Origin of the sequence: Dyadobacter sp. CECT 9275 (assembly GCF_907164905.1) — a bacterium.
Taxonomy (GTDB): Bacteria; Bacteroidota; Bacteroidia; order Cytophagales; family Spirosomataceae; genus Dyadobacter; species Dyadobacter helix.
This window is the reverse complement of record NZ_CAJRAF010000002.1, coordinates 1,725,791-1,751,408: the sequence shown is the minus strand read 5'-3', so window position 1 is coordinate 1,751,408 and position 25,618 is coordinate 1,725,791. Positions and strand designations below refer to the sequence as shown.

The 25,618-nt window shown below is 44.9% G+C and carries 18 protein-coding genes; 9 read left to right on the top strand and 9 right to left on the bottom strand.

Annotated features, from left to right (window positions below):
* The first annotated feature begins 14 nt into the window (after positions 1 to 14).
* The 4 genes from KOE27_RS15110 (at position 15) to KOE27_RS15095 (ending at position 6,775) form a co-directional block, all read left to right on the top strand.
* Entirely contained in the window at positions 15 to 2,402 is a 2,388-nt protein-coding gene (locus KOE27_RS15110) for an ABC transporter permease (protein WP_215239693.1), read from the top strand.
* 67 nt (positions 2,403 to 2,469) lie between these two features.
* Positions 2,470 to 4,938 (top strand): ABC transporter permease, encoded by a 2,469-nt coding sequence (locus tag KOE27_RS15105; protein ID WP_215239692.1) that lies wholly within the window; start codon positions 2,470 to 2,472, stop codon positions 4,936 to 4,938.
* Positions 4,939 to 5,019: 81 nt separating this feature from the next.
* Positions 5,020 to 5,307: a hypothetical protein gene (locus KOE27_RS15100; protein WP_215239691.1), complete on the top strand. Its 288-nt coding sequence runs from the start codon at positions 5,020 to 5,022 to the stop codon at positions 5,305 to 5,307.
* A gap of 259 nt (positions 5,308 to 5,566) precedes the next feature.
* Positions 5,567 to 6,775, top strand: a complete 1,209-nt coding sequence (locus KOE27_RS15095) for a hypothetical protein (RefSeq protein ID WP_215239690.1) — start codon at positions 5,567 to 5,569, stop codon at positions 6,773 to 6,775.
* A gap of 60 nt (positions 6,776 to 6,835) precedes the next feature.
* Here the strand turns inward: KOE27_RS15095 and KOE27_RS15090 are convergent, their stop codons facing one another.
* From KOE27_RS15090 to KOE27_RS15075, 4 genes are all read right to left on the bottom strand, one after another.
* Positions 6,836 to 7,768 (bottom strand): serine hydrolase, encoded by a 933-nt coding sequence (locus KOE27_RS15090; RefSeq protein WP_215239689.1) that lies wholly within the window; start codon positions 7,766 to 7,768, stop codon positions 6,836 to 6,838.
* A 4-nt stretch (positions 7,769 to 7,772) separates the two neighbouring features.
* Positions 7,773 to 8,903, bottom strand: a complete 1,131-nt coding sequence (locus KOE27_RS15085; RefSeq protein WP_229252777.1) for a carbohydrate-binding family 9-like protein — start codon at positions 8,901 to 8,903, stop codon at positions 7,773 to 7,775.
* 142 nt (positions 8,904 to 9,045) lie between these two features.
* The gene (locus tag KOE27_RS15080; RefSeq protein WP_215239688.1) at positions 9,046 to 9,525 is read right to left on the bottom strand and encodes a GNAT family N-acetyltransferase; all 480 of its coding nucleotides are present in this window, start codon (positions 9,523 to 9,525) and stop codon (positions 9,046 to 9,048) included.
* The gene (locus tag KOE27_RS15075; protein WP_229252776.1) at positions 9,522 to 10,826 is read right to left on the bottom strand and encodes a hypothetical protein; all 1,305 of its coding nucleotides are present in this window, start codon (positions 10,824 to 10,826) and stop codon (positions 9,522 to 9,524) included. The genes KOE27_RS15080 and KOE27_RS15075 overlap by 4 nt, the downstream gene beginning before the upstream one ends.
* Positions 10,827 to 11,121: 295 nt before the next feature.
* Here KOE27_RS15075 and KOE27_RS15070 point away from each other — a divergent pair, with 295 nt between their 5' ends.
* The 4 genes from KOE27_RS15070 to KOE27_RS15055 all read left to right on the top strand — a co-directional run bounded on the left by KOE27_RS15070 (position 11,122) and on the right by KOE27_RS15055 (position 16,516).
* Complete coding sequence (locus KOE27_RS15070; protein WP_229252775.1) at positions 11,122 to 11,649, top strand: RNA polymerase sigma factor; 528 nt, start codon at positions 11,122 to 11,124, stop codon at positions 11,647 to 11,649.
* A gap of 893 nt (positions 11,650 to 12,542) precedes the next feature.
* The gene (locus KOE27_RS15065) at positions 12,543 to 14,540 is read left to right on the top strand and encodes a T9SS type A sorting domain-containing protein (RefSeq protein WP_215239686.1); all 1,998 of its coding nucleotides are present in this window, start codon (positions 12,543 to 12,545) and stop codon (positions 14,538 to 14,540) included.
* A 125-nt stretch (positions 14,541 to 14,665) separates the two neighbouring features.
* Positions 14,666 to 16,054, top strand: a complete 1,389-nt coding sequence (locus KOE27_RS15060; protein ID WP_215239685.1) for a GH1 family beta-glucosidase — start codon at positions 14,666 to 14,668, stop codon at positions 16,052 to 16,054.
* Between the two features lie 105 nt (positions 16,055 to 16,159).
* The gene (locus tag KOE27_RS15055; RefSeq protein ID WP_215239684.1) at positions 16,160 to 16,516 is read left to right on the top strand and encodes a hypothetical protein; all 357 of its coding nucleotides are present in this window, start codon (positions 16,160 to 16,162) and stop codon (positions 16,514 to 16,516) included.
* Between the two features lie 24 nt (positions 16,517 to 16,540).
* Here the strand turns inward: KOE27_RS15055 and KOE27_RS15050 are convergent, their stop codons facing one another.
* Positions 16,541 to 16,756: a hypothetical protein gene (locus KOE27_RS15050; protein ID WP_215239683.1), complete on the bottom strand. Its 216-nt coding sequence runs from the start codon at positions 16,754 to 16,756 to the stop codon at positions 16,541 to 16,543.
* A gap of 242 nt (positions 16,757 to 16,998) precedes the next feature.
* On the opposite strand from KOE27_RS15050, the gene KOE27_RS15045 reads away from it, so the two are divergent.
* On the top strand, positions 16,999 to 18,042 hold the full coding sequence (locus tag KOE27_RS15045; RefSeq protein ID WP_215239682.1) for a DUF4097 family beta strand repeat-containing protein: 1,044 nt from the start codon (positions 16,999 to 17,001) through the stop codon (positions 18,040 to 18,042).
* A gap of 101 nt (positions 18,043 to 18,143) precedes the next feature.
* Here the strand turns inward: KOE27_RS15045 and KOE27_RS15040 are convergent, their stop codons facing one another.
* From KOE27_RS15040 to KOE27_RS15025, 4 genes are all read right to left on the bottom strand, one after another.
* Positions 18,144 to 20,609, bottom strand: a complete 2,466-nt coding sequence (locus KOE27_RS15040) for an outer membrane beta-barrel family protein (protein ID WP_215239681.1) — start codon at positions 20,607 to 20,609, stop codon at positions 18,144 to 18,146.
* 63 nt (positions 20,610 to 20,672) lie between these two features.
* Entirely contained in the window at positions 20,673 to 21,818 is a 1,146-nt protein-coding gene (locus KOE27_RS15035; protein WP_215239680.1) for a PepSY-associated TM helix domain-containing protein, read from the bottom strand.
* 114 nt (positions 21,819 to 21,932) lie between these two features.
* The gene (locus KOE27_RS15030) at positions 21,933 to 23,132 is read right to left on the bottom strand and encodes a DUF4374 domain-containing protein (protein ID WP_215239679.1); all 1,200 of its coding nucleotides are present in this window, start codon (positions 23,130 to 23,132) and stop codon (positions 21,933 to 21,935) included.
* A 59-nt stretch (positions 23,133 to 23,191) separates the two neighbouring features.
* Positions 23,192 to 25,564: a TonB-dependent receptor gene (locus tag KOE27_RS15025; protein WP_215239678.1), complete on the bottom strand. Its 2,373-nt coding sequence runs from the start codon at positions 25,562 to 25,564 to the stop codon at positions 23,192 to 23,194.
* Positions 25,565 to 25,618: the final 54 nt, after the last annotated feature.

Genomic DNA, 25,618 nt, shown 5'->3' with positions numbered 1-25,618 from the left:
TAAACCTGCCTCGCATGCTGAAGAACTATCTGAAAGTAGCTATCCGAAACATCTGGAAAAACAGGGTTTTTTCGGTCATTAATATTGTGGGTCTTTCGGTTGGTATGGCAACCTGCATGGTAATCATGCTTTTCGTTCTTTACGAAAGGAGTTTTGACACCATGCATGCAAAGAACCTTTACCGGCTCAATGAAATACAGACTTTCGAAGGGAGCGTAAATCCTCAGCGGGTGGCCCTGTCGATGCCCCCCATGGCGCCGACGTTGCAAAGGGAATATCCCGAAATCCTGAATGCTACAAGAGTGAATTATATTCACAAAGCTCCGATAGCGTATCAAGGCAAACTAACAGAATTGCCGTCTCTGTTTTGCGTGGATACCTCGTTTTTAGAGATGTTCAATTTCATACTTTTGAAAGGAGATACTAAAACTGTTTTCAAGGATCCCAATAGTATTGTGCTATCAGAAGAATCGGCGAAAAGAATGTTTGGGGATGAAAATCCTGTTGGTAAGATTGTTTCCTATTACCGGCACGATACCCTGTCGTTCAGAGTGACAGGGATCACCGCGAGTGTTCCTGCTCATTCACACATGCAGTTTGACGGGTTGGTTTTACTGGATCGTACTGCCGATCCCAAGGGGATGAACAGGTGGGATGGCAACTGGCTCACGACCTATCTGGAACTGGACCAAAACGTAGATATTGCGTCTCTGGAAGCTAAATTTCCCGCCTATCTCAGGAAATATATGGGCGATAATTCCAGACATTATCAGCTCTTCTTACAGCCCTTGGTAGCTATCCACGCCGGGTCTGGTGATATCATGCATGACTATATCAACTTCCAAAAGTTTGATCAAAATCATACGGATGTTTTTTGGGTCATAGCGATCATCGTGCTTGTGATTGCCTGTGTCAATTTTATGAATTTGTCAACTGCGCATTCTACCGGCCGTACCAAAGAGGTGGGAGTGCGTAAATCCATTGGTGCAAAGCGATTTCAGCTGGCAACCCAGTTCCTGGGTGAGTCGGTGCTACTGGCTGTTATTGCATTTGCCCTGGCGCTTGTACTGACCAGATTTTCCGTCTTATATGCGGTCCAGTTAAGCGGGAGAAAACTGGATCCGGATGTATACAACAACCCTGGTTTAATGGCTCTGCTGCTTGGCGGAAGTGTGCTTATCGGCATCATTTCAGGGTTATATCCTGCGGTTTTTCTATCCTCTTTTGAAACCATCAAAGTGTTAAAAGGTACCTTGCGGGTTGGTAAAAGCAATTTGAGAAATGTATTGGTTGTCTTACAGTTCGGCTGCGCAGTCTGCCTGATTATTGCCGCTGTGTTTGCGGTGCTGCAACTCCGGTATATGCGTGAGATGAACCCCGGTTTTGAAAAAGAACAGGTAGTTGTTATCCCCCTGGGTACTACTTCCTGGCAGAAATATACTTCCCTAAAGCAGGAGTTTCTTTCAAGTCCATACATAGAAGCTGTAACGGCTTCAAGGCAACGGCTTGGGAATAATCTGAACCAGACCGGCATTGAATTCAAGGGAAAAGGGGCATTAAAGGAAATGTCTGCGTCTCACGTTGTGGTGGACCCCGATTACCTTTCACTATACAAGATAAAGCTGGTTGCCGGGCGCAATTTCCGGGATGACGCGGCGGATAATGGTACTGCTTACATTGTGAATGAAACACTTGCCAGAACGATGTTAAAGGATGAGCCCGGTATGACGATGGAGGACCTGCTCGGTAAAAGATTTGGTTTTGACTCGCTCGGTACCATTGTAGGTATTTGCAAAGATTTCAATTTCAATTCGGCACATCATACAATTGAAACCCTGTTTTTATACAATCAAAAAGGCTGGGCGTTCAGGGAATTTTCTGTGCGTATTAAAGGAAAGTATACCCAGCAGGCACTGGCAGCTTTGCAGTCGGCATGGGAAAGCCAGTTGAAGGGCCAGCCGTTTACTTATTCTTTTCTGGACGAACATTTTGAGGAGCTCTATAGTGCTGATGACCAGGTAAGCAGGATAGTAAGCATTTTGGCTGTTTTGGCAATCTTCATTGCCTGTCTTGGATTGTTTGGGCTGGCCTCTTATTCTACTGAAAGAAGGGCTAAGGAAATAGGTTTGCGCAAAGTACTGGGCGCATCCGTGAGTGGGATCGTGACGATGCTTTGCCGTGATTTCCTGAGGCTGGTTTTGATAGGAATCGTGATGGCCACCCCGGTTGCGTGGTGGCTGGTAAATGCATGGCTGAAGGATTTTGCTTATCGGGTGGATATTGTATGGTGGGTATTCACCTCGACCGCAGGTATGGCCCTTGGTGTCGCATTCCTGACCATCAGTTTTCAGAGCATTAAAGCAGCGATTGCCAACCCTGTTGAGTCCTTAAAAGAGGAATAGATCAAAGGGGCGAATCGTATTTTGAGTTACTACCTTAAGTTTAACAAGCATTTAATTTTTTTTAGCCATGTTTAAAAACTATCTGAAAATTGCCCGGCGAAATCTCTGGAGAAATAAGACCTTCTCTGCTATCAATATTTTTGGTCTGGCTATTGGCATAGCCGCCTGCTTCTTCGTTTTTCAATACGTCTATTTTGAGTCTAACTACGACCGGTTCAATACCAATGTTTCTAATATTTACAGGGTTCCTATCTCGTATTCCGGCAGCATGGCAAATGTTCCGACCACTGCCGCCAATCACCCGGCGGTTGGCCCTGCCATGAAGGCTGATTTTCCGGAAGTATTAGATTATGTTCGGGTAGTGAGTGTTTCACTGTTTATGAATGCTTCTACCATGTCCTATGAAGCGTTGAATGCCGAACCTAAAACTTTTAACGAAAGCAAGATATTTCTGGCAGACGCATCATTTTTTAAAGTGTTTTCTTATCCGCTGGTCCTGGGCGACAGGAATACCTGCCTGACAGAAGCTAACAGCATTGCCATTTCTGCTTCCGAGGCGAAGAAGTATTTTGGGACAACAAACCCGGTGGGCAAAATACTTAAAATGAATGGACGTATGCCGATGAAGGTGACGGCGGTTTTCGACGACATTCCTGAAAACTCACATATTAAATTTGATATGCTGATTTCATTTGCTACTGTTGGCCCCAACTGGGGAAATGATAACTGGACCTGGCCGGAATTTTACAACTACGTAGTACTGGCACCCGGAACAGATGTTAAAAAACTGGAAGCTAAGTTTCCTGCATTCATTAACAAATATCTGGGTGCCAAAATGAAGGAATTAAACTTTGGCTGTGCTTTTCATTTACAGCCCATTTCGGATATTCATCTTAAGTCCAATTATTTGAAAGAAGCTGAGGCCAACGGCAGCGAAAAGGAGATATACTTCCTGGCTATTATCGGAGTATTTATTCTTTTTATCGCCTGGATCAACTACATTAATCTGTCTACTGCAAAGTCCATGGAAAGGGCCAAGGAGGTTGGGCTGAGGAAAGTGGTGGGTGCAGAAAAAGAGCAGTTGGTCGTACAATTTCTTTTGGAATCCTTTCTGGTTAATGGTTTGGCCCTGTTGCTAGCGACGGTCATTATTTTTTCGTTTGTCCCGTTCTTTAATACCTTTATAGGCAAGGAAATAAGTACCGGTTTTTTTACAACCGGATTGGGTACCCAGGCGATTTTCTGGGTGAGTGTGCTTGGAGTTTTTATTTTCGGGGCGTTATTGGTGGGTCTGTATCCCGCTTTTGCGCTGTCGTCATTTATGCCGGCCGCTGTTCTTAAGGGGTCATTGATCAAATCGAGTAAGGGAATTTCTCTCAGGCGTGTTTTGGTTTCCTTTCAGTTTGCGCTTTCTATCATCCTTATTTCGGCTACACTCATTGTTTTTAAGCAATTTAATTATATGAGAAACGGGAATCTGGGCTATAAAAAGGACCAGGTGCTGATCGTCAAAACACCGGCCATTGCAGATTCCACCATCAGTAGCAGATATAATTACTTCAAATCCGAACTGAAGAAGACTCCATCCGTGCTGGGTGCCACCACCACTTCCGACATTCCTGGCAACATGATTCGTTACCGTAACAGCGTGAGGCGGGCCAGTCAGGATCAGCAGCATAATTTTACGACGTACCTGATGGAGATTGACGAAAACTTCATTCCCGCCTATAAAATTGAACTCCTGGCGGGGAAAAACTTTGTGTCCACTGATTCTTCAAGTCTGAACAATACCAGCAATAATAAAATCATTATCAATGAAGAGGTGGTCAAAGCACTCGGTTATCATTCAGCAGAAGAGGCGATTAATCAGGATGTGTTGTTCCGGCTGGGGCAGGCCGATGTACCATGTAAGATTATCGGGGTAATGAAAAACTTTCATCAGCGGTCGCTCAAAGAGAAATACGATCCGATTCTTTGTTATTACCCTTCGTATAGTGACTGGAAATATATTTCTGTGAATCTTAATGTTTCCAATGCTTCAAAAACGATTGCGGATATCGGAGAGTCGTATAAGAGCGCTTTTCCGGGGAATCCCTACGAATATTTTTTCCTGGACGACTATTTTAATCAGCAATATCAGGCCGATAACCGGCTGGGCAACGTTTTTGGACTTTTCGCGGTGTTGGCCATTATTGTTGCTTCCATGGGGCTTCTGGGGCTTTCGAGTTTTGTAATCAAACTACGGACCAAGGAAATAGGCATACGCAAAGTACTGGGCGCATCAGTGAGTGGTTTGTTGCTGCTGGTGTCCAGAGATTTTGTGAAACTGGTTGGTTTCGCAGCCGTAATCGCCATTCCCGTCATATATTTTGCTGCAAAGGACTGGCTTACCAATTATGCTTTCCACGTCGGTCTGGGCTGGGCAATTTTTATCATTCCACCTGTTTTGTTGCTGACCATCACACTGCTGACCATCTGTTTGCAAAGTCTAAAAACAGCATTAATGAACCCGGTGAAATCGTTGCGTTCGGAATAAAGCAGGAGCGGCTGGTGGCCCCCGGTTTCAAGTAATGAAATTTATATTCCTGGTTGTTACAGACCATAACCTAAAACAAGTATGAGCCATATTGCTATCCCCATCCCCAACTTGCCAGGCAAGCAGGAGATTGAAGTCGAGGTGACGATCAACGGTATGAAGCAGCAGTTGCACTACCGTGTTGAGCTCTTTTACTGGCAGGATTGTTCGAACCCCATCGCACACCGGGCCGACTGTATCAGTGAAATGCTTGCCAAGCATGACCCTGAATGGACTGTTTATTACATTGGTGCACCAACGGATGACTTTGTCCCGATTACATTTGTAAAAAAAGAAAGCAGGAACGTTCTCTACGGGGCAACTGCTTAGTATACCTGAATGCGGGGAACCCGCATTCAGGTATTTATTTATCCTCCCAAAAGGGCGTTTTTGATCACCTCCGGCAATGAAGAGGCCTGTCGAAACGCTCATACAAGGCACATCCGTACATTTATTTCTTCCCTGTTCTTCCCTTTTGCTGCATACGGGACGAGCATTTTTGCTTCGTTAAATCTATTTATGCATCATTGTTGCATTTTGTATTGAGTTCTTTATATTTGCATCAATGTTGCATTTTTAAAAACTAAATATGAAAAGTAATTTATTTAAAACACTGCTTGCTTTGGGTTTGGTGCTGGTATTTTCTTCCTGTGAGAAGGACAAAGGAGAAGACCCCATGCCGGTTGATGACGCAGAATTTAAATACGTCCGGATTTTGGTGAACGACGAGTCGGGGACGGAATTGTCACTGATAGATCCTGTAAAATTATCGGTCGAAAAATTTGAAGCAAAATTTCCGAAATCGGCCCTTTATGGTACGCAGGCAGGGCGTTTTGGTGCATTGGTGAACGGGGCAAACAATCACGTACAACTTTTTGATACGGGCTTTGAAGGCCATGGAGACCATGTTGATACCAAAGGCACTCCCAAATTAGCGGCTTTGATCGGGGATGGTAACAAACCGACACATTTTAAAAGTAAGGGTGATGAAATCATTACCTTCAATGATGGTGATGGTACACTGAGTATAGCCAACGAGGCTGATTTTCACGCGACGGGTGCTAAAATGACCACAATCAATGCCGGGAACGTGGCTCATCACGGTGCTATGACCAAATTTGACAACGGTACTTACGCGATCACGGAAAAGGACGGGTCTGTTGCAGGCGTATTACCCGAAAGAGTGAAAATTATTGACGTATCAGGGAAGACCATCGCCGCGTCGTCCATTCAGACCAAGGGGATACATGGCAATGCTACCAATGGTACTGTATCCTTGTTCGGGTCATCCAGTGGAATACTTGTGGTGGAACAAAACGGAGCGCAGCGTCTGATTGCCCACCCGGCCGATTTTGAAACGGCATGGTTTGGGTCAATTCTGGAAGCAAAAGGAGCTGGGAAATTTATAGGTTATACAGCCGCGAAAGGCGCCTATCTGATAGATGTGACTGCCAATACCGTAACACCGGTTATGGCAAGTACTGATATAATGCAGGCCAAAGTGGATTATGCCGGGAACAACCTGGTCATTCTGTTACACTCGGGAGAAGTGAGGATTTTTGATCTGAAAACCAATACCCTTAAAGTAAACGGTAACGTTATCGCCTCAACCAGTAAAGAGGAAACCCAGAAACCGCAGTTGGAAGCTACCACCAGGTACCTCTATGTTACCCAGCCGAAGACCGGGGAGCTTTTGCAGATCGATATTAAGAATTTAGCCAAAATCAATAAAATAAAAGTATCGGCAACGCCTTACAGGCTTGCTATCCTGGGAATGGAGTCCAGTGAAGGGCACTAGGCCATGTTATGAGAAAGTTCACGGGTTTCCTAGCCTGGACCTGTGAACTTTCCCTATCCATCAGAACCAGAATTTGCGACTGTCCGGATCGGGCTTCCATTTGCTTTTAGGTTCAAAGTGTTGCCAGATGATGGCCGCAATCGTACGGATGAGTTCATATCCTTCGTTGTCTTGTTCCCAGCGCTGGTCCTGCTGGTTTTTAGTAGTGATACAAAAAACATAATCTCCGTGTGGCGCATGCACGGCCACCACTTCGGACTTTGCCTGGTTAACGGCTCCGCTCTTGGCTGCGGTTTTAATAGACGGAGGGATTTGCGAGAGCGCTTCTCCGTCCCAGAACTGGATACCCAGGAACCGGTACATGCGTTCGCTTGCGGCAGCGTTAACTGCTTTTCCATCGTGGATCATAGCCACGAGTTCAGTCATTTCATGCGGGGTGGTCTGTCCCCAGCCATACTTTGCCTGTCCTTCTTTACGTCCCGGAGTTCTGGAATTTACTTTGGTATTTTTAAATCCGTTCAGTTCGAGCCATTGATTAATGGTGGCTCCGCCACCGGCCAGGGCCTGGAGCCACAAGCTCCCGGTATTGTCACTTTGGGAAATCATCAGGTGAATAACCTTGGGTATGCCTATTTTGGTACTGTCTCTGAAAGAGCCCACGATGCCGTTGTCGTATTTAAGCGAGTCACGGTACAACAGCGTCTGGTCGTATTTGATATCGCCTCTGTTTATTTTGTCGAATATCCCACACATAATAGGTACTTTGATCATGCTGGCAGTGGGAAATAAGGAATCTGCGTTTACTGAGGCCACCCGGTTGGTTTTCAGGTGACGGACATATACCCCTGCCGTGCCGTGAAATCCGTCGAGTGCCTTCGTCAGTTTTGTAGTTAGTTTTTTATCTTCCCGGGTACCGCTGATGGCTGATGGCTGTGCGCTTGCCCTGAAGCAACAGGACATAACGACAAAGGAGAAAAATAAGAATCGTATCATTCTTTTAAGGTTTTAAATCACTGACAGTAACCAGGCCATCCATGGCGACGGATACCTTTTTGTTCTCTTTTTCATTAGAAACCAGCACTTTGAAATGATTTCCGGAACCTTCAGTTTCGAAAATATTGACTTTCCTGTCTGATTCGCTGACGTTATCCAGGTGTAGTTCATCAATATTGGCTGCGTAATGTTTGTGTACTCTGAAATACTCCCGCTGTTTTTCATAAACTTCTCTGGCCATTAATTTCATTTTTTCAACATAAGGAAGCTGAAAAGGCACCTTTTTTTTGCCCACAGTTTCCTTTGCGAACAGCAGGTAACCCCATCTTTCAGGTACGTGCATGTTGATCACGCCCTGGGGCGACCAAACCCAGTTGAATTCGGGCAGGTTTCTTTTCGTTTCAGGGTTCTTCTTCCTGAGGTATTTTCCATCTTCAAAATCATGATGCCAGTTTACCCGTGAGAAATTGATCCGCCAGAGTGAACCGTCCGTTGGTATAACCGCCGGAATATCCTCGTGTTTCAGTGATGCGTGGGGGATCGCAATTTCAAGGATCCATTTTTTATCTCTCTTACTGATGTCATTAAGTGTGCCGTCTATGGTGACCGCGGATTTCAGGCCGTCAATGTTCCACGGAATTGCGGCTCTGCCGCCATTGCGGTATGGTTTGGGCAGAAATAGGTCAAAACTATTGTTGATGGCATTTATTTCAAGTTCATAGTAATTATGGGTGTCTCCGTCGGGATCAATAAATACTTCAAAATCATTTTCCATAAAAACGACCTGGTCTTTCTGGTTTTGATAGGCCCAGATATCCTCTTCCTCAATTTCGGCGGCTATATAGAGATACTGTTCATCCCAAAGCATTTTTGCTCTGGTTTTTTGCAGCGGAGCGGGTTTTTTGGGCCCCTCGATATCTTCGAAAAGGTCTGTCCATTCGGCTTGCTTCCACGATTTCTCATCCAGCTTTCCATCAATGATGATTTTGGATTTGGGCTGATAACAAACGTAGTTTTTGGGGATAGGGGGAGCCTGCGCAAAAATATTCGGGCTGATCATTCCTGTGAATGCTCCTGCCAGTAGCAAAGCACCGGTCTTGCTTAGGAAATTATCTTTAAGGGTGAGTAAATTCAAAATTTTCAAGATTTATCTAATTTTATTTACGGATTCTTGAATATAATAGATAAATTATTAAAAATTAAGAAAGGTATAAGTGTATTTGCTTCGAATTGTTCGTTAGTTAATAATTTTTTTTATATTCTTTGGTGGGCGATCATTATAAATCTCTTTCAAAAAATACGGTACCCGGGTGGGGGTTGTAGTTATAGGGAGCGACTTGCCTGAAACCGGATGCTTCATACAGTTTCACGGCATGGGGCATCTTTACCGCATGGGTATCCAGTTTTATCTTTCGGTAATTCATTTCCCTGGCCACTTCCATAATTTTTGACATGAGTTCTTTTCCCATACCCTTTCCCTGGTACTCCGGGCGGATATACATACGTTTCACTTCACAGGTAAACTCATTTTCGATACGGCGTATGCCGGCTACACCGATGTATTGATTGTCATACACAACCAGCAGCAGGGCACCGGTGGGTGCGCCGTACATTTCAGGAAGTATTTGCAGTTCCTGATCAATATTCTGAAACGACAGATCGAAATCAAGAGATGTTATATATGCTTTAAAAAGGACGAGCCCTGCGCTGTAGTGGTCCGGATTTTCAGCTTTGATGATGACGGGGGCGGGGTTCATTTTTTGATCAGGTCACTTGCTTTGATTTCATTGCTGAGCAGTATCTCAAATAATTTCCAGCGCAATCCTGGATTTGATTCCGTTCCTCCGTTGCTTTCGATGTAGTTTTTGATCAATTCCTGGCCATAGTTGTAGTTGATGACATAACTTCTGTATTTTTTTATAAACCGCATATAGGTTTGTACACCTTCGGGTGTGAGGAGGCAGTATTCCGCCAGCCAGCGTTCGGCCTCTTTGGCGGACATTTGACTGCTTAGCAAACCTCTTGCTACTTCGTTACGGGCGTAATCCAGTTGTGATTTAAGTGCCAGTGCCTTAAAATAGCGGTCGGCCCAAGCGGTATCTATTCCTGCCAGCGGCATGAGTATGCCTTTGCAAAAGGCTGCTTGCTCATTGCCGGGAAATGCTACCGAAATGCCGTAATTGGCGCTTCCTTCGGCAATAAGAGACTGAGGGCTGAATAACGGATAGAGTGATATCTCCATCCAGCCTTTGTTGCGGAAAAGATTCTTTTCCAGTAACATATTATAAACATGATGGCCGGGGTATCCCTCGTGGCAGGCTAGGTCAATGGCTCTATCAATGAAGATGGGCTGGCTGATATTGATCTGAATGGTGCTTTTGTAATTTCCCTTATACCAGTTATATCCCGACCACGGTTTATCCCGGACATACTCCAGTTCGAAAGATTCGCCCACAGGGAGTGGATAGTGTGCAATTGTTCGTCTTCTCGCTTCGGCGATGGCAGTTTTGAAAACGGTGTCAATTTTATCAGGCGGTATCCGGAAACGATCTGCCAGGGAACGGAAGCGGCTGACCACCGTTCCTTTTCCAGGTAAAGCTTGATCCAGAGTGTCTATTAAAAGCTTGAAATGATTTTCAGTATGACGGGGTGCAACGGCATCAAAAAGCTCATGCGACTCGGTATCGAAGTTTTGATATTCGCCGGAATAATTCCTGACTCTCCTTGAAAATGCGGTCAGCTGATGTCCCATCCATACTGCACGTTTCCTGATGGTATCATTTTTGGTAACTTCAGCGATTTTCTGAAATGAATCTTTCAGGAAGGATATCTGGCGAAGGATACTGTCTTTCGGGAAGGCTGTGTCCTTCGCAGTTGCAGGTTTGAGTGAGTCGGGGCCGTAATACGCGTCCACGAAATCTCCGTCATACTGTCCTATGGTGAGGCCCAGTTTTACATACTCAACGGCAAGCCGGTTTAATTCGTCCTTTTCTGCTTCTGGTTTATGGCACGAAACCAGAAGCAACAAAAAGGGGGTCCAGAAAACTTTTTTCATCATCTTAAATTTTGACACTTTAAGGTACAAAATAAATAACCGAATGTTCAAACCCGGGGTAAGAACTGCCAGGAGCCAAAGCGACAGAATTTGTTGCGTTAACCGTTTGTATCTGAAAGAATTCCCCAAAGTGGCCTGAATTTTGCACATCTGGCGGCAACTATCGGGCTGGAACAAAATTATTCATACTGCCAGGTGGTAATCAGAGCAGGTGCCGGTTCCCTCGTGATGGGTTTTCGAAATATCAATTATAATGACCAAAAAATCTACGTATACAGAACAAGAGCTAATAGTGCTTTTGAAATCAAATAATCGCGATGCTTTCGAATATCTGTATGACCGTTATTCTCCGGCGCTATTTGGGATTGTCATCAAGATTGTCAAGGATGAAGAAAAAGCGGCTGATACTATGCAGGATGCTTTTCTGAAAATCTGGAAGAATATGAGTACTTACGAAAAGGCAAAAGGCTCACTGTTTACGTGGATATTGAACGTTGCCAGAAATACTGCCATAGACAAATTGAGGCTTGACGCCAAGGAACAGAAGAATATTAAGCTGGAAAACGTAATTGCGGGGGATCTTCATGCAGTTTCTTTTACGCCGTCCACTTCAACCCTGGACCTCCGTGCCCTTGTAGCCGGTTTAATACCTGAGCGCAAGCTGCTGATAGAAATGGTATACTTTAACGGATATACGCATGAGGAAGCTGCCGAGTTGTTAAAAATGCCACTTGGTACTGTGAAATCAAGGGTGCGCAAGGGACTTCAGGAACTGCGTCAGGTTTTTCTTATGCAGGATCTTCGTCCGCAACTGACTTCGGTCTAGTATCGGTGCCAAGAGTACATGCAGTTGTCTTCGATTTTTAAGGAAATTTTCGCTGATCGTCTCTCTGCAATCCGTTTGTCGTGTTGTGATTTATCCTGCATAAAGAAATCTAAGCGGCTGTAAAATTATTTCTGGTTTATAACGGACTGAATACTAGGCTTCAAAAGCAGGTTGTTTGTCGGAAAAATCTACTTCTTTCAATTCCTTTGGTACTTGGTTTAAAACTCCTTCTCAATTCTTTTCATCAGGATTTTCAAAAAATACACTCCTTTTTATCAGTATTATTCTTCCCAATACGGTCAGCGCAGTCCGTTGAGGATTGTCCATACTGCAACGCTGCTAAGGGGTTCTTTGTTCGAAACTGCATTTTTGTTTTGGTTAAAGTATTTATAATCAATAGGTTATTTGCTGAACAGGTCGGTTTTTTTACCTGTGCATGGCTGGAAGAATGTGTCTTTTTTTGAATGGCCTTCTTTGGGTATCTTTCTCATCCTCATAATACTCTTAGCAGACTCAATTTTTCGGAGGATACCTGTTTCCGTTTTAGTCCTCGATCTCTACTTCCATTTCTTTCGTTGCAGTTATTTTTGAATCCTGGTTGTATTGTAAAAGTACAATTTTGAATTTAAGTTCGAATTTGTAATTTTTTCACTAAATCTCAGTGAAATTTATAATTATTACGTGAATACCTGCCATAAGTACGAAATTATGGTAGTAATATTTCTAATTTTTCAACATAAATTACTTTCAAAATCATTATAGATATATTTTTAAGTTTGAGGAAATATTGAAAAAATTATATTTTAATCGAACTTCTTATTGAATATGGTTGTAGTTTTGGATAACTAAAATTCTCCCTTCATTCAATATTTTATTTTAACCCTATCAGACCGATGAAACAAATAGCTACTTTTCGATTTTTCCTCCTTCTCTTTCTCTGTTCCAGTCTATGGGCTACCGGTACTTTATCTGCTGCGGATCTCACCACGGCTTACGAATGTTCCTGTGATGGAAACGTACTACAAAACGGCAGTTTCGAAACCTCCGGTGGATGGAATGTGTCAAGTGGTACGTTAAGTTATGCCAATGACCATGACGTATGTGGTGACAAGAGCGGCATGCTTGTCGGAAGCGGGCTGCTTTATCAGGAATTTAACGCAGCCCAGGGAACCCGGGTAGATTTTAAAATATACGGCGGGGTCAACAACGACAACCGTACCAACAGGTTCAGGATCACATTTTACAATGCATCGTCACAAATAATTACAGGAAATCACAACAAGTCGGAGCCGGTAAATTATGTATACGGAGATTATCACCTTCAGAAATACCAGCTTTCTTCGGTAGCGCCCGAGGGTACGGCAAAGGTGCGTATTGAGATATATTCAGAGGGGAATACCTTTAAATTTGATGGTGCCTGCGTTGTGCTCACGGCGTATGAATGTAACTGTAACGGGAATGTTCTGGTGAATCCAGGCTTTGAAGATGGAACCGCCGGGTGGAGCAAGTCGGGTGATTTCTCCTTTACCACGGATTATCATGCTTATAATGTATGCGGAGACTACAATGGCCTGATGACCGGCAGCGGCACGTTGTATCAGGAGGTTGACATTGTCTCGGGCAGCCTGGTTTCCCTGAATGTATACGCAGGAACGCACAACAGCAGTACCAAACACAAGATTAACCTTGTTTTTCTAAACAGTACGGGTGGAGCCATTGCAAGTGCTGCACCTGAACAGCAAACCACCGATATGAATTATGAAGTGGGCGGGGCGGTTATCCTGCAAAGGTACTCGCTCACGGCCACTGCGCCAGCGGGAACGTTTAAGGTTCGGGTAGAATTTTATTCAGAAGGAGGGTATTTCAAAATCGATGGTGCCTGTCTGGTTGTGACGGAACCGTCTTATTGTTCGGAGTGTGATAACAACAAGCTGACTAATCCTGGCTTTGAAAGCGGAACGTCAGGGTGGCAAACCAGCGGGGGTACTTTAAAAACGGAGCAATCCTACCGGGTTTGCGGTGATTACGGCGGTGTTTTCGAAGGTTCGGGTAAATTCTGGCAGGATGTACCCGTTGAAGGAAAAAGTGAAGTATCACTTACGGTGTGGGCTGCTTATGAAAATCCTCGAAACCAAAGATTTGTGCTGATCTTCTATAAAAATGAAACAGAGACGACCGGGGATGAACCGGTGCCTGTTTACATTGACAAAGTTGTGGGTAATACCCCTCCGGGATTGAAGAAGTATACATTGACGGCCATTGCACCAAGTAATGCGCAGTTTGTAAGAGTAACGGGTATGTCGGATGGGGACTTTATAAAAATGGATCTGGCCTGCCTCAAAGTTTCTGCACCCACCAATCCTCTGCCGGTGACACTTGCTACCTTTAAAATTGCCCTGGAAGGCAAAAGCGCCATTCTGAACTGGGAGACAACTGCGGAGACCAACTCGGAAAGTTTCGAGATACAGCATAGCAATAATGGAAAGAACTGGCTGAAAATCGGTGTTGTAGCGGCACAGGGAGAGAGCAACGCGCAAATAGATTATACCTACACCCATGCGGCGCCGGTGAGTGGGCATAACTACTACCGGCTAAAAATGATCGACCTTGACAATACCTTCGCGTTCAGCCGTGTTGTGTCCGCCCGTTTTGATATTGCTGATCAGTTCTCGGTTTATCCCAACCCGGCTACGGAAAAAATAGGCATCACCTCGGCAGCGCAGATAGCGGTGGTCAGGTTGTACGACAGCAGCGGTAAACTGCTTCTTGAAACAGCACCTGATTCCCAAAAGGAAGTGGATCTCCGAAGCTTTTCGCAGGGGTGGTATGTTATTAAAATGGTCACGGATGCCGGGACAGTATCCAGTAAGAGAATTCAGATTATCAAATAGGTACTGAAATTTTGAAGAACGGAAAGTTCGGGGAGTGTAGGTCATTAGTGGGCCATACTTAGCCCCGAACTTTTTTATGTTCTGGCGATGCGGTACATTTATCGCTCAGAAAATACCATTTTACAGTGCATCCTACTTCTCTCGGTCCGGGTTCGGGACAAACTTTAACAGCCAGCGATTTCGGAACAGATTTTATTTGGGGTACAGCCACCGCTGCCTATCAGATAGAAGGAGCCGTGGACCAGGGAGGACGGGGTCCGTGCATCTGGGATGAGTTCGCTGAAAAAAAGGGAAGGATCAAAAATAATGATAAGGCTGGTGTTGCCTGTGATTTTTACAGTCGTTTCGAAACGGACCTGGAAATTGCAGCAAAACTAGGCTTTAAGAATTTCCGTTTCTCGGTTTCCTGGTCGCGGATTTTGCCGGAGGGCGTGGGAGAAATTAACCGGACAGGGATTGATTTTTACAACCGCCTGATCGATAAATGCCTGGCGTTGGATCTGGTTCCCTGGTTAACATTATACCACTGGGATTTACCATTGAGCCTGGAAAAAAGAGGAGGTTGGAAAAACCGGGAAGTGGTGGGTTGGTTTGCCGCTTACACCAGCATTTGTGCCGGTGCATTTGGTGATCGCGTAAATAACTGGATCGTCATGAACGAACCCATGGCAACGGCCGGTCTGGGGTACACCACTGGTTTACACGCCCCTGGGAAAAAGGGTCTCTGGAATTTTCTTCCCGTGGTTCACCATCTGGCACTTTCACAGGCCGAAGCAGGAAGGGTTATCCGAAGCCAGTTTCCAGAAGCCTATATAGGTACAGCACTTTCCTGTTCCTACGTGGAACCTGCCACTGAGCGTGTAAAAGATATCCGAGCCGCCAGACGTGCAGATGCATTAATGAATCGCTTGTTTATTGAACCCGCGCTGGGAATGGGGTATCCGTCCGACGCATTTCCATATCTGGCAAAAATCCGGAAGTATATGCGGAGCGGCGACGATGAAAAACTGAAATTCGACTTTGATTTTATCGGCCTTCAGAATTATTTCAATGTGGTGGTCAGGCATTCGTACCGCGTACCTGTTTTATGGCTTAAGGAAGAACCTGCGGTTAAAAGGAATAAACCTGTAACGGCCATGGGCTGGGAAATTGCACCGGAAGGTATGTACAGGATTCTGGATCAGTTCAGTCAATATACAGGTATCAGGGATATCATCGTTACCGAGAACGGTGCTGCATTTCAGGATGTTGTGGAGCAGGGAGAAGTGCGTGATACCGCGCGGTTGAATTTTTTTAGGGAATACCTTGCGCAGGTTTTAAAAGCCAAACAGGAGGGCGCAAGCGTGAAAGGCTATTTTGCCTGGACTTTCCTGGATAACTTTGAATGGGCAGAAGGATATTCAGCCCGGTTTGGCCTGGTTTATGTCGATTTCGAAACGCAGGAGCGGATTGTCAAAGACTCTGGCAAATGGTTTTCGGACTTTCTTCAAAAAAGTGATTATTTTTTGAAATAGGTTACAACCATTTCGACCAACGGATGGTCTTGCTTTCGGGCGCAAACAGCATCAGTCTGTAATGGGCCTTGGTAAACTAAGCTTTAACCGTGAAAAATCTAACTTATGAAAATTGCAGTAGTGTTATTTGGTTTGCTGGCATGGGTAAGTTGCCACGACGAAAATGAAGTGCTGGACAATGCAGTACTTGAAGCAGATGGACAATATGTAAATATGCTTGCGTCGGATGGCTGCTCGTGGCATTTTAGTGTAAAGTCGGGAGATTCAACCATTTCACTCGCTCCTTCGGACGCATCCTTCAAAGTAATCGAAGAAGCGCTGGGGAAATCCGACAGTTACTATAGCTTTACGGATGTGCATTTGAAATACAGCCTGACCGGTAATAAAAAGGATGTTAAATGTGGCTGGGGCCACACCTCGCAGTTCGACGAAATAAAGGTTTTACAAATTCATAAAAGATAACGGGGGATTTCTATCCCCGTTATTTTATAATTTAAGAATATCCTTGGCCTCCTGCTCCGTGTAATAGGGGCCTAGTTCCGACTCATCGATCATTTCATCAATCTGCTCCTCGCTGGCCGATACTGGTTGTTGGCTATAGGTTTTAAGTTCAATAGATTTCTGGTCCACAAGATCCTGTAAGATGTTCATGATTTTGGCCGAATCCGCATCAGGCAGAATGGTAAGCAGGAAAGTTTTCATATCAGAATGGTTTTAAGGTTTCAAAGTTTAGCTCAAAAATGATGCCGGCTGGTGTTCGGAATGTCCGTTATTGGACAAAAAAGTTGTCTTTTTATATTCGTATTTATCTGAAAATCAGCTGTTTGTGTTTGTGGTCTGCTTTTTTTACAGCTAAGATATAAATATATGAAGGTGAAGTAATATGGAGGATGCAACTTTCTGTTTCTTTTTTCCGTCATTTTCAAAATTAATCCTGACAGATCATGAAGAATAAAAAACTACTACTGCTTTTCTTTGCCGCGGCCACTTCCCTGGCTGCCTATTCTCAAAGTTCGGAAGAGAAACCGTATGTTACGAGGACTTTTACAGACAGTAATCTGAAGGAGTTAAAAGTTGAAACATCGGGCGGCTCCATCCTGGTGACCGGGGCACAATCCGGAGGTATCAAGGTAGATATGTTTGTGCGGGGCAATAACTGGAAGGGAAAAGACGAACTTTCTAAGGAAGAAATTGAGAACCGCCTGGAAGATTTTGATATCAGCATCGTTACCGAAGCCAATAAGGTGGTTGCCACGGCCAAAAGGAAAAATAATATTCCCTGGAATGATAAAAGAAGTATCTCGATCGGTTTCAAGGTATATACCCCCCGCAACATGCGTACGGACCTTAAAACCAGCGGAGGAAGCATTAAAATTGCTTCGCTAACGGGCGAACAGAATTTCGCGACAAGCGGAGGCAGCCTTAAACTGGATGATCTGGATGGTATGATTCGGGGGAGGACTTCCGGCGGCAGTATTGATGTAACTAATTGCCGCAACGATATTAACCTGGCCACCAGCGGAGGAAGTATCAAGGCTGATATGCTGAAAGGAAAGATAAATCTGACAACTTCCGGTGGCAGTATTCTGTTGAATGGGCTTGACGGTGACATTGTGGCCCATACCAGCGGAGGGAGCATAAAAGGAGAAGACATTGCGGGTAAGCTGGATGCCGGTACTTCCGGGGGTTCCGTCCGGCTGGCCGATATTTCTGGTAGCCTGAGAGCAAATACCAGCGCCGGAAGTATTGAAGTTTCAGTTTCAAAACTGGGTGAATACCTGAGCCTGACCACTTCGGCCGGGACAGTACGCGTTACCATGCCGCTCGACAAAGGTGCAGACCTTAATCTCAGAGGTAACAAAGTGTCGATACCCCTGAAGAATTTTGATGGCGAGGCCCAAAGTGACCATGTTCGTGGGAAAATCAATGGCGGTGGTATTCCTGTAACGCTGTCTGCCAGCAGCGGAAGCGTATATGTAAATCAGTGATTGAAAGAAATTGGGTAAAAAGGGAGACCGCTTCTGATGAGACGAAGTGGTCTCCCTTTTTTAATCGTTTCATACAGAAAGAGTCCCATTGTCTGCTCCTTTCAACTGCCCCCCTTCACCCTGTTCTGTATATCTTCGTTTCCTGAACTGCGTTTCCGCACCGGTGTAATGTCTTTTCCAAAACGATAGGTAAAAGAAAAAGTAGCTACTCTACTGTCAAAACGGATGTGTCCGTCCATATCCAGATTTTCATACCGGGCAGTATTACGCCGCTGGCGGGTTTGGAAAATATCGTTGACCATCAGTTTAATTGTCCCTCTTTTATCCAGGATCTGTTGTTGGACACCTGCTGAAATAATATAATAACCTCTGTTAACAAACACTCCATATACCGACCTGGAGTTGTAAAATCCACTTAGCTCGGCAGCAAAACCTCTTCCCAACTGAAAGCTGTTTTGCGTATTGACAGAAAAGCTCCAGATGCCGTTATTCAAGTTTCCGCCTTTCTGGTCGCCTTTGTATTCGTTCCGGAAAAAATTGGCGAAGCTGTTGCTGGTCCACCAGGAAGTTGGTTGCACGGAAGCCGTAAAGCTGATACCGTAATTGATCATGCTTTTAAGGTTCTGCGGACTTTGATACGTTGTATTCAGAGAATCAACCTGTCCCATCATCCAGTTCATGACGTCGGAAGTGTAGCTATAATTGATCGTGGTAATGAATTTCCCTTTATAAGTATGGCTAATTTCCACGGAATGTGTGAGTTCCGGTCGCAGAAACGGATTTCCTTCGTAATATAGAAACGGATCTCTGAAAAAGCGGAACGGATTCATGTCGTCATAATCAGGACGTTCCACACGTCTGCTGTAAGAGAAGCCGGTGCTGTGGGCAATTCCGAAGGTTTTGGTCAAGAAAAGGCTGGGGAAGAGCTGGAAGTAATTTCTCTTTACCAGGGAATCAGTAGTAACCTGATGGCCGCTTGTCCGGGTGTTTTCTCCTCTCAGTCCGGCCTGGATACTGAGTGACCCAAATTCCCTGCTGAAATTGATATAACCAGCATGGATCGTTTCTTTGTAGGCGAAATGGTTGCTCCACGAGGGGTCCGGTATCCATTGGTCATTGCGTAGCGTATCGTATTTTAAATTGTTGTCAACCGATACATAACTGCTCTTCCAACCGGTTTCCAGTTTGGTTTTTATTCCAAACGGGTGAACGTAATCCAGTTTGCCCACATACACATTGGTAAGGGACGGAACATTCCCCCGCCGAACCGACCGGGTCTCAAGGTATGGTTTTTCGGTATTTAGGTATCGGGTATCCATACTTTGCCTTGAGCGGTTCTCATTCCCGGAATAATCAAGATCAACTGACAACTCCTGACCTTTGCTGCCGAACTGACGGGTGTAGTTGATGTTATAGGTATTGCTGTTCCACCGATCCAGATTGTCATTATGGGTTTGTGGCTGGCTCAGGATTTCGCCCGCCGAAGACACCAGAAGATTGGAAGTATTATTGTCATTGATATATTTTCCAAAGTTGCCATTTACAAGAACCCCGAAAGTGTTTTTCTCATTGATGAAAAAATCAGCTCCGACCTTGTAATTGTTGGTATACAAGGGCTCGCTGGTTGCCGAATTCTGATAAGAGATACGGTTAGGTTCCTGGGTGGTCCCGCCGTCATAAAATCTTCTGGTAAAATTCAGGTACTCCCGTTCGCCCCGAAAGGCGTGATCGTAACTTCCGTAGAGGTTGAATTTTCCATTTCTGTAATTCAGGCTTGTACCTCCGCCATAACGGTTGGCTCTGCTGCGGGCCAGGTTGCCATATACACTTCCGTTTATTCCAACCTTTTCATTCTTTTTCAGAACAATGTTGATAATCCCCGAATTGCCCGCCGCATCGTATTTCGCTGATGGATTGGTGATCAGCTCTATTTTGGATACAGAACCGGATGAAGTACCACGCAGCAGGGTGGTAAGTTCACGTTGTGACAGATATGTCAGTTTTCCGTTGAGCATGACGCTAACGCCCGGGCGGCCTTTCATGGAGATATTGCCTTCATCATCAACGGTTACTCCTGGTGCTTTTTCCAGTAATTCAAGGGCCGTATTACCTTCAGCAAGGATGCTGTTTGCAATGTTGATCACCGTGCGGTCTAGATATTGTTCCACCAGTGGTTTTTGTGCCAGGATTGTAACAGTTTCCAGTGTTTTATCTTCGGGCAGGAGGAGTACATTTCCCAGTATTATTTCAGTATTTGACTTGTCTATAGCAAAGCTGTTGCTCCTGAACGCTTTGTATCCCAAAAAGCTTGCATGAAGGTAGTATCGTCCTTCTCTCACTTTTTCGAAAATGAAATGCCCGGAAGTGTCACTGATAGAGCCCTTTACAATCAGCGAATCGGTAGCATAATGAAGGGCGACAGTTGCAAATTCTACCGGATTTTGCTGTGCGTCCACGAGTTTTCCTGTTATTTTACCGAATACCTGCTGCTGGGCAGAGGCGGAATTAGGGTGTAACAGGATACCCGATAAAAAAAGGGCTGTAAGAATGTAGGGGATGAATTTCATTAAAAGGGAGTATTTGCTGACCGTGTTGGTTCGATTGAGTTCTGCCTGCTCGCCTGGCAGATCCTACAGGGATATTTTTGTTGCCCCGGGTAATTTTTTGGTCCTTTTTTTTCTCTTCTTCCTTTCCTTTTCCCACCAAATGTAAAATCCGGTAATAGGAAGGCTGGTTGAAATGAGGCTGGCAATAAAATACAGGATTTTGGTAGTCAGGTTGCCAACAGAACCTACGTGCAAAGCATAGTTGGTGCGTCTTATCCAGTCGGCTATGTTTAATTTATCAATCTGAGGTTGTGTTCCCGGGAGCTCCTCCAATGTATGCTGATCCAGATAAACATAACGCCATGAGCCATTGATCATGTCTGTACAGAGTGAGATGGGCTCCGATATTTCGTCAGGAAATGAAACAATGATCGCTTCTTTGTTATAAACACCAATCTCTTCTGTCCCTTTTTTCCAGGCTTTATCAACATTCTCCAGTCCTGCTAGCTGGCTAAACCGTGTGGTATCTGAAAACGAACGAATGGAGGGTGCAGGAGTTTCTCCTCCCGAACTTAGCCAGTAAACACTTTTGGAAAACCAGGAGAAACCCATGATCAGCCCGGTGGCCGAGATAATGAGTGCAATCAGCAAGGAATAGAATCCCAGCACATTGTGCAGGTCATAGTTAACCCGTTTAAATTTGGCTTTCCATTTAATCTTAAAACTTTTGTCGGTATGAGATCTGTTCCATTTTTTTGGCCACCAGAGTATCAGCCCGGTGATTAGCAGCACGAAAAATATAAGTGTGGCATACTTTACGATACCTGCTCCTGCCTCATGATGTATCCAGAGTTCTGTATGACCTTCCAGGATAAAATCAAAGAAGTCCTCATGATCCACAATAGCTACCAGGTTTCCATTATAGGGATTGACATATACCAGGGAATCGGAATTGAGATAAAAATGAGCTGTACGCCCCTCGCCATGATACCAGACGCTCTGAATTACCTTGCCGGGCATGGCCTGCCTTGCGGTCTGCCACAGTCGGGAAGGTGGAAGCATAGGTTTGTTTTCCGGATTTTCAGCAAATAAATGTGCGCTGTACCAGTCTTTTATTTCACTTTCAAAGACAAGTATGCAACCCGTGAAGCTGACAATCACGACAACTATTCCGGAAGCAAGCCCTAGCCAGAGATGTAGCCAGGCATTTATTTTTTTCAGGATCTTCATGCAGACTTTGTACTGTTCATTTAATTTTGGGAGAAGAGAAGCCGGTAATTTCTGAACGTTGTTTTTGGGTGAAACTACCGGCTTCGTTCCCCTGGTAGTGGGTACTGAAACGGATTACCTCATTTTGTCAAGGCGCAGGATCCAGTCGTAACCGCCCACCATTTCCATTCCTGTTTTTACAGTTTGTGCTGCTATATCATAGATATACACATAATCTTTACCCGTTTCGGCGTTTGTGATCATGAATACCTTGCCATCTTCTACAATGATGTTCTGGATATAGGCGTCCGCATCGTTAGGTATTTCAGTTAATTTTCTGGTGATTTTGCCCGTTTCAAGATCAAAAACCGCAAACGCATAAATGTGAGCAGAACCGGTTACGGCTGGGTCGATATATTTGAATATTGCTTTGGTGCCGCCTATATACCAGAGGCCGACTCCGTTGTAACCCACTGTGGAAGCATTTACGGTATAACTTGCGTCAAGTTCTGTAGCTCCTTTTTTTATACGGTAGATCGCCGTTTGCTTCTGAGTCAGATTGCTCCATTCCACATTGGTAGCAAAGTAGGTATTGCCGCTGTCATCCACAAAGGAAGACGATAACCAGAGCTTGTTGGTACCCGGGCCAGCCGAAACAGCGCTTTGCAGCGTTTTTTCGTATTTCAAAGTGGCGTAATCAACCACACCGATGTTCACCTTGTTTTCCCAGGGCGTAGGCCGGTCGGCAGTGAATCCGAACTGCACAAATACTTTTCCGTTGGTATATTCTACATTTCCCAGATTAAAATACTTAAACCCGGCCGGTATAGCAGGCGTATCCAGTACTCCATTGGTGATCTTAAGCGTTTCTGTTTCTATTACGGAGTAGTGGACTTTGGCCTGATCTCCGTCCGTTCCTACCACAAAAAGCGTATGGTCGTTAATCCAGGTAAATCCGCTGATATCCGCCATGTGCGTATACGGAACTTCCAGAACGGTATTGTAAAGCTCCTTCTCGTATTTGAATTTTGAAAACCGTCCGGTAGTGGTATTGTAATAATAGTAATATCCTCCTTTTGTAATGATTCCGTAGGCTGATTTTCCCGTAACCTCCGCGCCATGTCCGGTAAGATCAATGGAGCCCTCGGTCAGCGAATTGGTACCCAGGATATACTGGGTAGTATTGGGCCAGCTTCCGATTTGTAGCCAAACCGTGTATTTTTCCTGCGTCTCGTCTACAGGAACAGGATTGTCACTATCACTTGAACAGCCGTACAGGATGGGAGCCAGAGCGAGCGCTATCAGGAAAGGATAGAGTCTGAAATTTTTGAACATGATTGTTGTAATATAGATGATTGGTAAATGAATGGGTATGAAGCAGATTACGGATTAGGTTATTTGAGGAAGTATCTGAGCTTAACCGAAAATGCTCTTCCGGGTTTCTGAAGGCGGAAATTGTCAAAGGCCAGGTTGTTCGTGAAATTGCGGCATTCCAGGGAAATATTGTAGCGGCCGTTCTGCCAGGAATTGGAGACGGAAACGTTATGGATGTACTGGTCGGGAATGGTGCTTTTGCTGGCTTTGCTACCGAAGGCTTCCCAGGTGAGGTAAAACCAGTGGACATACTGTGTTCCCAGGTTAAGCTGCATTCTGGAATTTTTACCCAGGATATTATTTTTGCCGATGATCAGGTCAGCGTTTCCGAAAAGCCAGGGCTGGTTGGGGATTTTGTTCAGATACGTGGCCTCGGTAGTACTGCCAGACGAACCGGGCGAATATTTAGTATTGTTAATGGCTTTCTGATAGCTCAGGTTGGCATTGATATAGAGCAGGTCGCCATAATTGTATTTCAGATCACCCTCCAGACCGTTCACTTTAACTTTGGAAGTGTTTTCATACCGGCTCACACTTGAATTGGATTTATAAACCACCGCATAAATGAAGTCATGGGCATTGCGGTAAAACCATGAGCCCTCGATGAAGAAACGGTGTTTGTCTACATTGAATCCGTAGTAAGTACCTATGTTCAGGTTTTGGCTCGACTCCGGCTTCAGATCCAGGTTAGCAACCACCGTATAGCCATTACCGAACATTTCACCCACCTCCTGCAAACGATATGCCTTTTCAAAAGATGCTTTCACTCCCAGATCAGCGAGTATCTTAAACCGGCTGGCAAGACCATATCCATAATAGTTTTGGGAATCATTCGCTTTGTTGTATTCTCCTGTAACTGAAATGTATCTGGACTGCTGAATACTAAGGCCATAGAATTTGCCAAAGAACGTGTTGGTGAGGCGGTTGTTCAGTAAGTTTTGCTGGTAGGCCGCGCCAACAATATTTTTTTTCAGAATACCGGGTATATCGGCATGGTCTGTGATCAGTTCGTCATAATTTTCGTTTCTCAGGTGATCAAAGGTATAGTTCAGGTTGAAAGAGTGCACGTCGGATAACTGGTACCCCAGGTTGGCGCGCAGGAATGTTCTCGGGCGGTTGATACGGGTAATTGACCTGGACGCGTTTATTTCTGCAAGGCTCGTTTTTACTTTTGTGCCATCCCAGTAATATTTATAGCTGGAAGTATCGGTAACCACATAGTTGTCGACTGATCTTGAAGCAAACACATTTGCGTTCAGTCCTTTAACCAAAAGGTTGTCTTTCCGGTAACGAAGCGATGCATTGTAGGCATGGCCATCTTTGGTAACTCCTCCATATACCACATCCTGCCGGGTGCCGGTCTGTATATTCTGCATTGTTCCTGAATATGAAAAACCCAGGAATAACACATCGGCCCATTTTTTATTTATGACACCTGCTTCCAACTGACCCATGGCCGACCGGTACTGGTCGTGGAACCGTCGGAAATCCTTGTTGACATACTTGTATTGAGCCTCATCCCATATCTCCATGCCGCGCATGAGATAATTATTGTCCGAATGATTGGCAAAACCGCTGGCTTTTACAATCAGCCCTTTTGCTGTGGTATACTGGCCTGTCAGTGCGAGCCGTTGGGTATCAAAGGATCCATAGCTGTAACTTGCATCCAGATAGTTGTTTATCCGCTGGCTGGTAATGATGTTCACCGCGCCGCCGAGCGCGTCGGACCCCAGGCTGACGGGCACCACCCCTTTGTATACCTCCATGCGTTCGGCCAGGTTAACGGGGATGTTATTCAGCGACATTGAGCTGCCCATTACTTCGGTAGGGATACCGTCTATAAAGAATTTTATGGCCTTTCCTGACAAACCATTAATTGCAAAATTAAAGTCGGAGCCCAGGCCCCCTTCTTCACGTACCCGCACCCCGGCCGTGCGGTTCAGTACCTGATTCAGGTCGGCGGTAGTGTTTGCAAATTGCCTGGTTTCAATAGCGTTCACATTAAAAGCCTGCTCCTTTATTTCCTGATTTTCCGTTTTACCATGAATGGTTACCTCTGCCATATTTTTGGCGTCGGGCTTTAAAATGAATTTGATTTTCAGTTCTTTATCCGTTTTGACGGTTATATCTCTGGACTGGCTGGAATACCCTACTGAGGAGAGGTTAAGCGTGTAATTTCCTGCTTGGGGAAGATTTAATGTAAAGGAACCATCGGTACCCGTAACCGTGCCGAGTATAGTGTTCGGGATCAGAATACTCACACCGGGAAGTGCGTTTCCCTCTTCGGATTGAACAACACCGCTTACGACCGCAGTGGTTTGCCCAAGGGTCCGATGGGAGATATGAAGTATAAAACAGAAAAACACAAGGTAAAAAAAACGGCCTGAATGCATTGCGGTAACTGATTAGATAGCAAAACCGGGATTGCCGGTTTTTCATAACCTAGT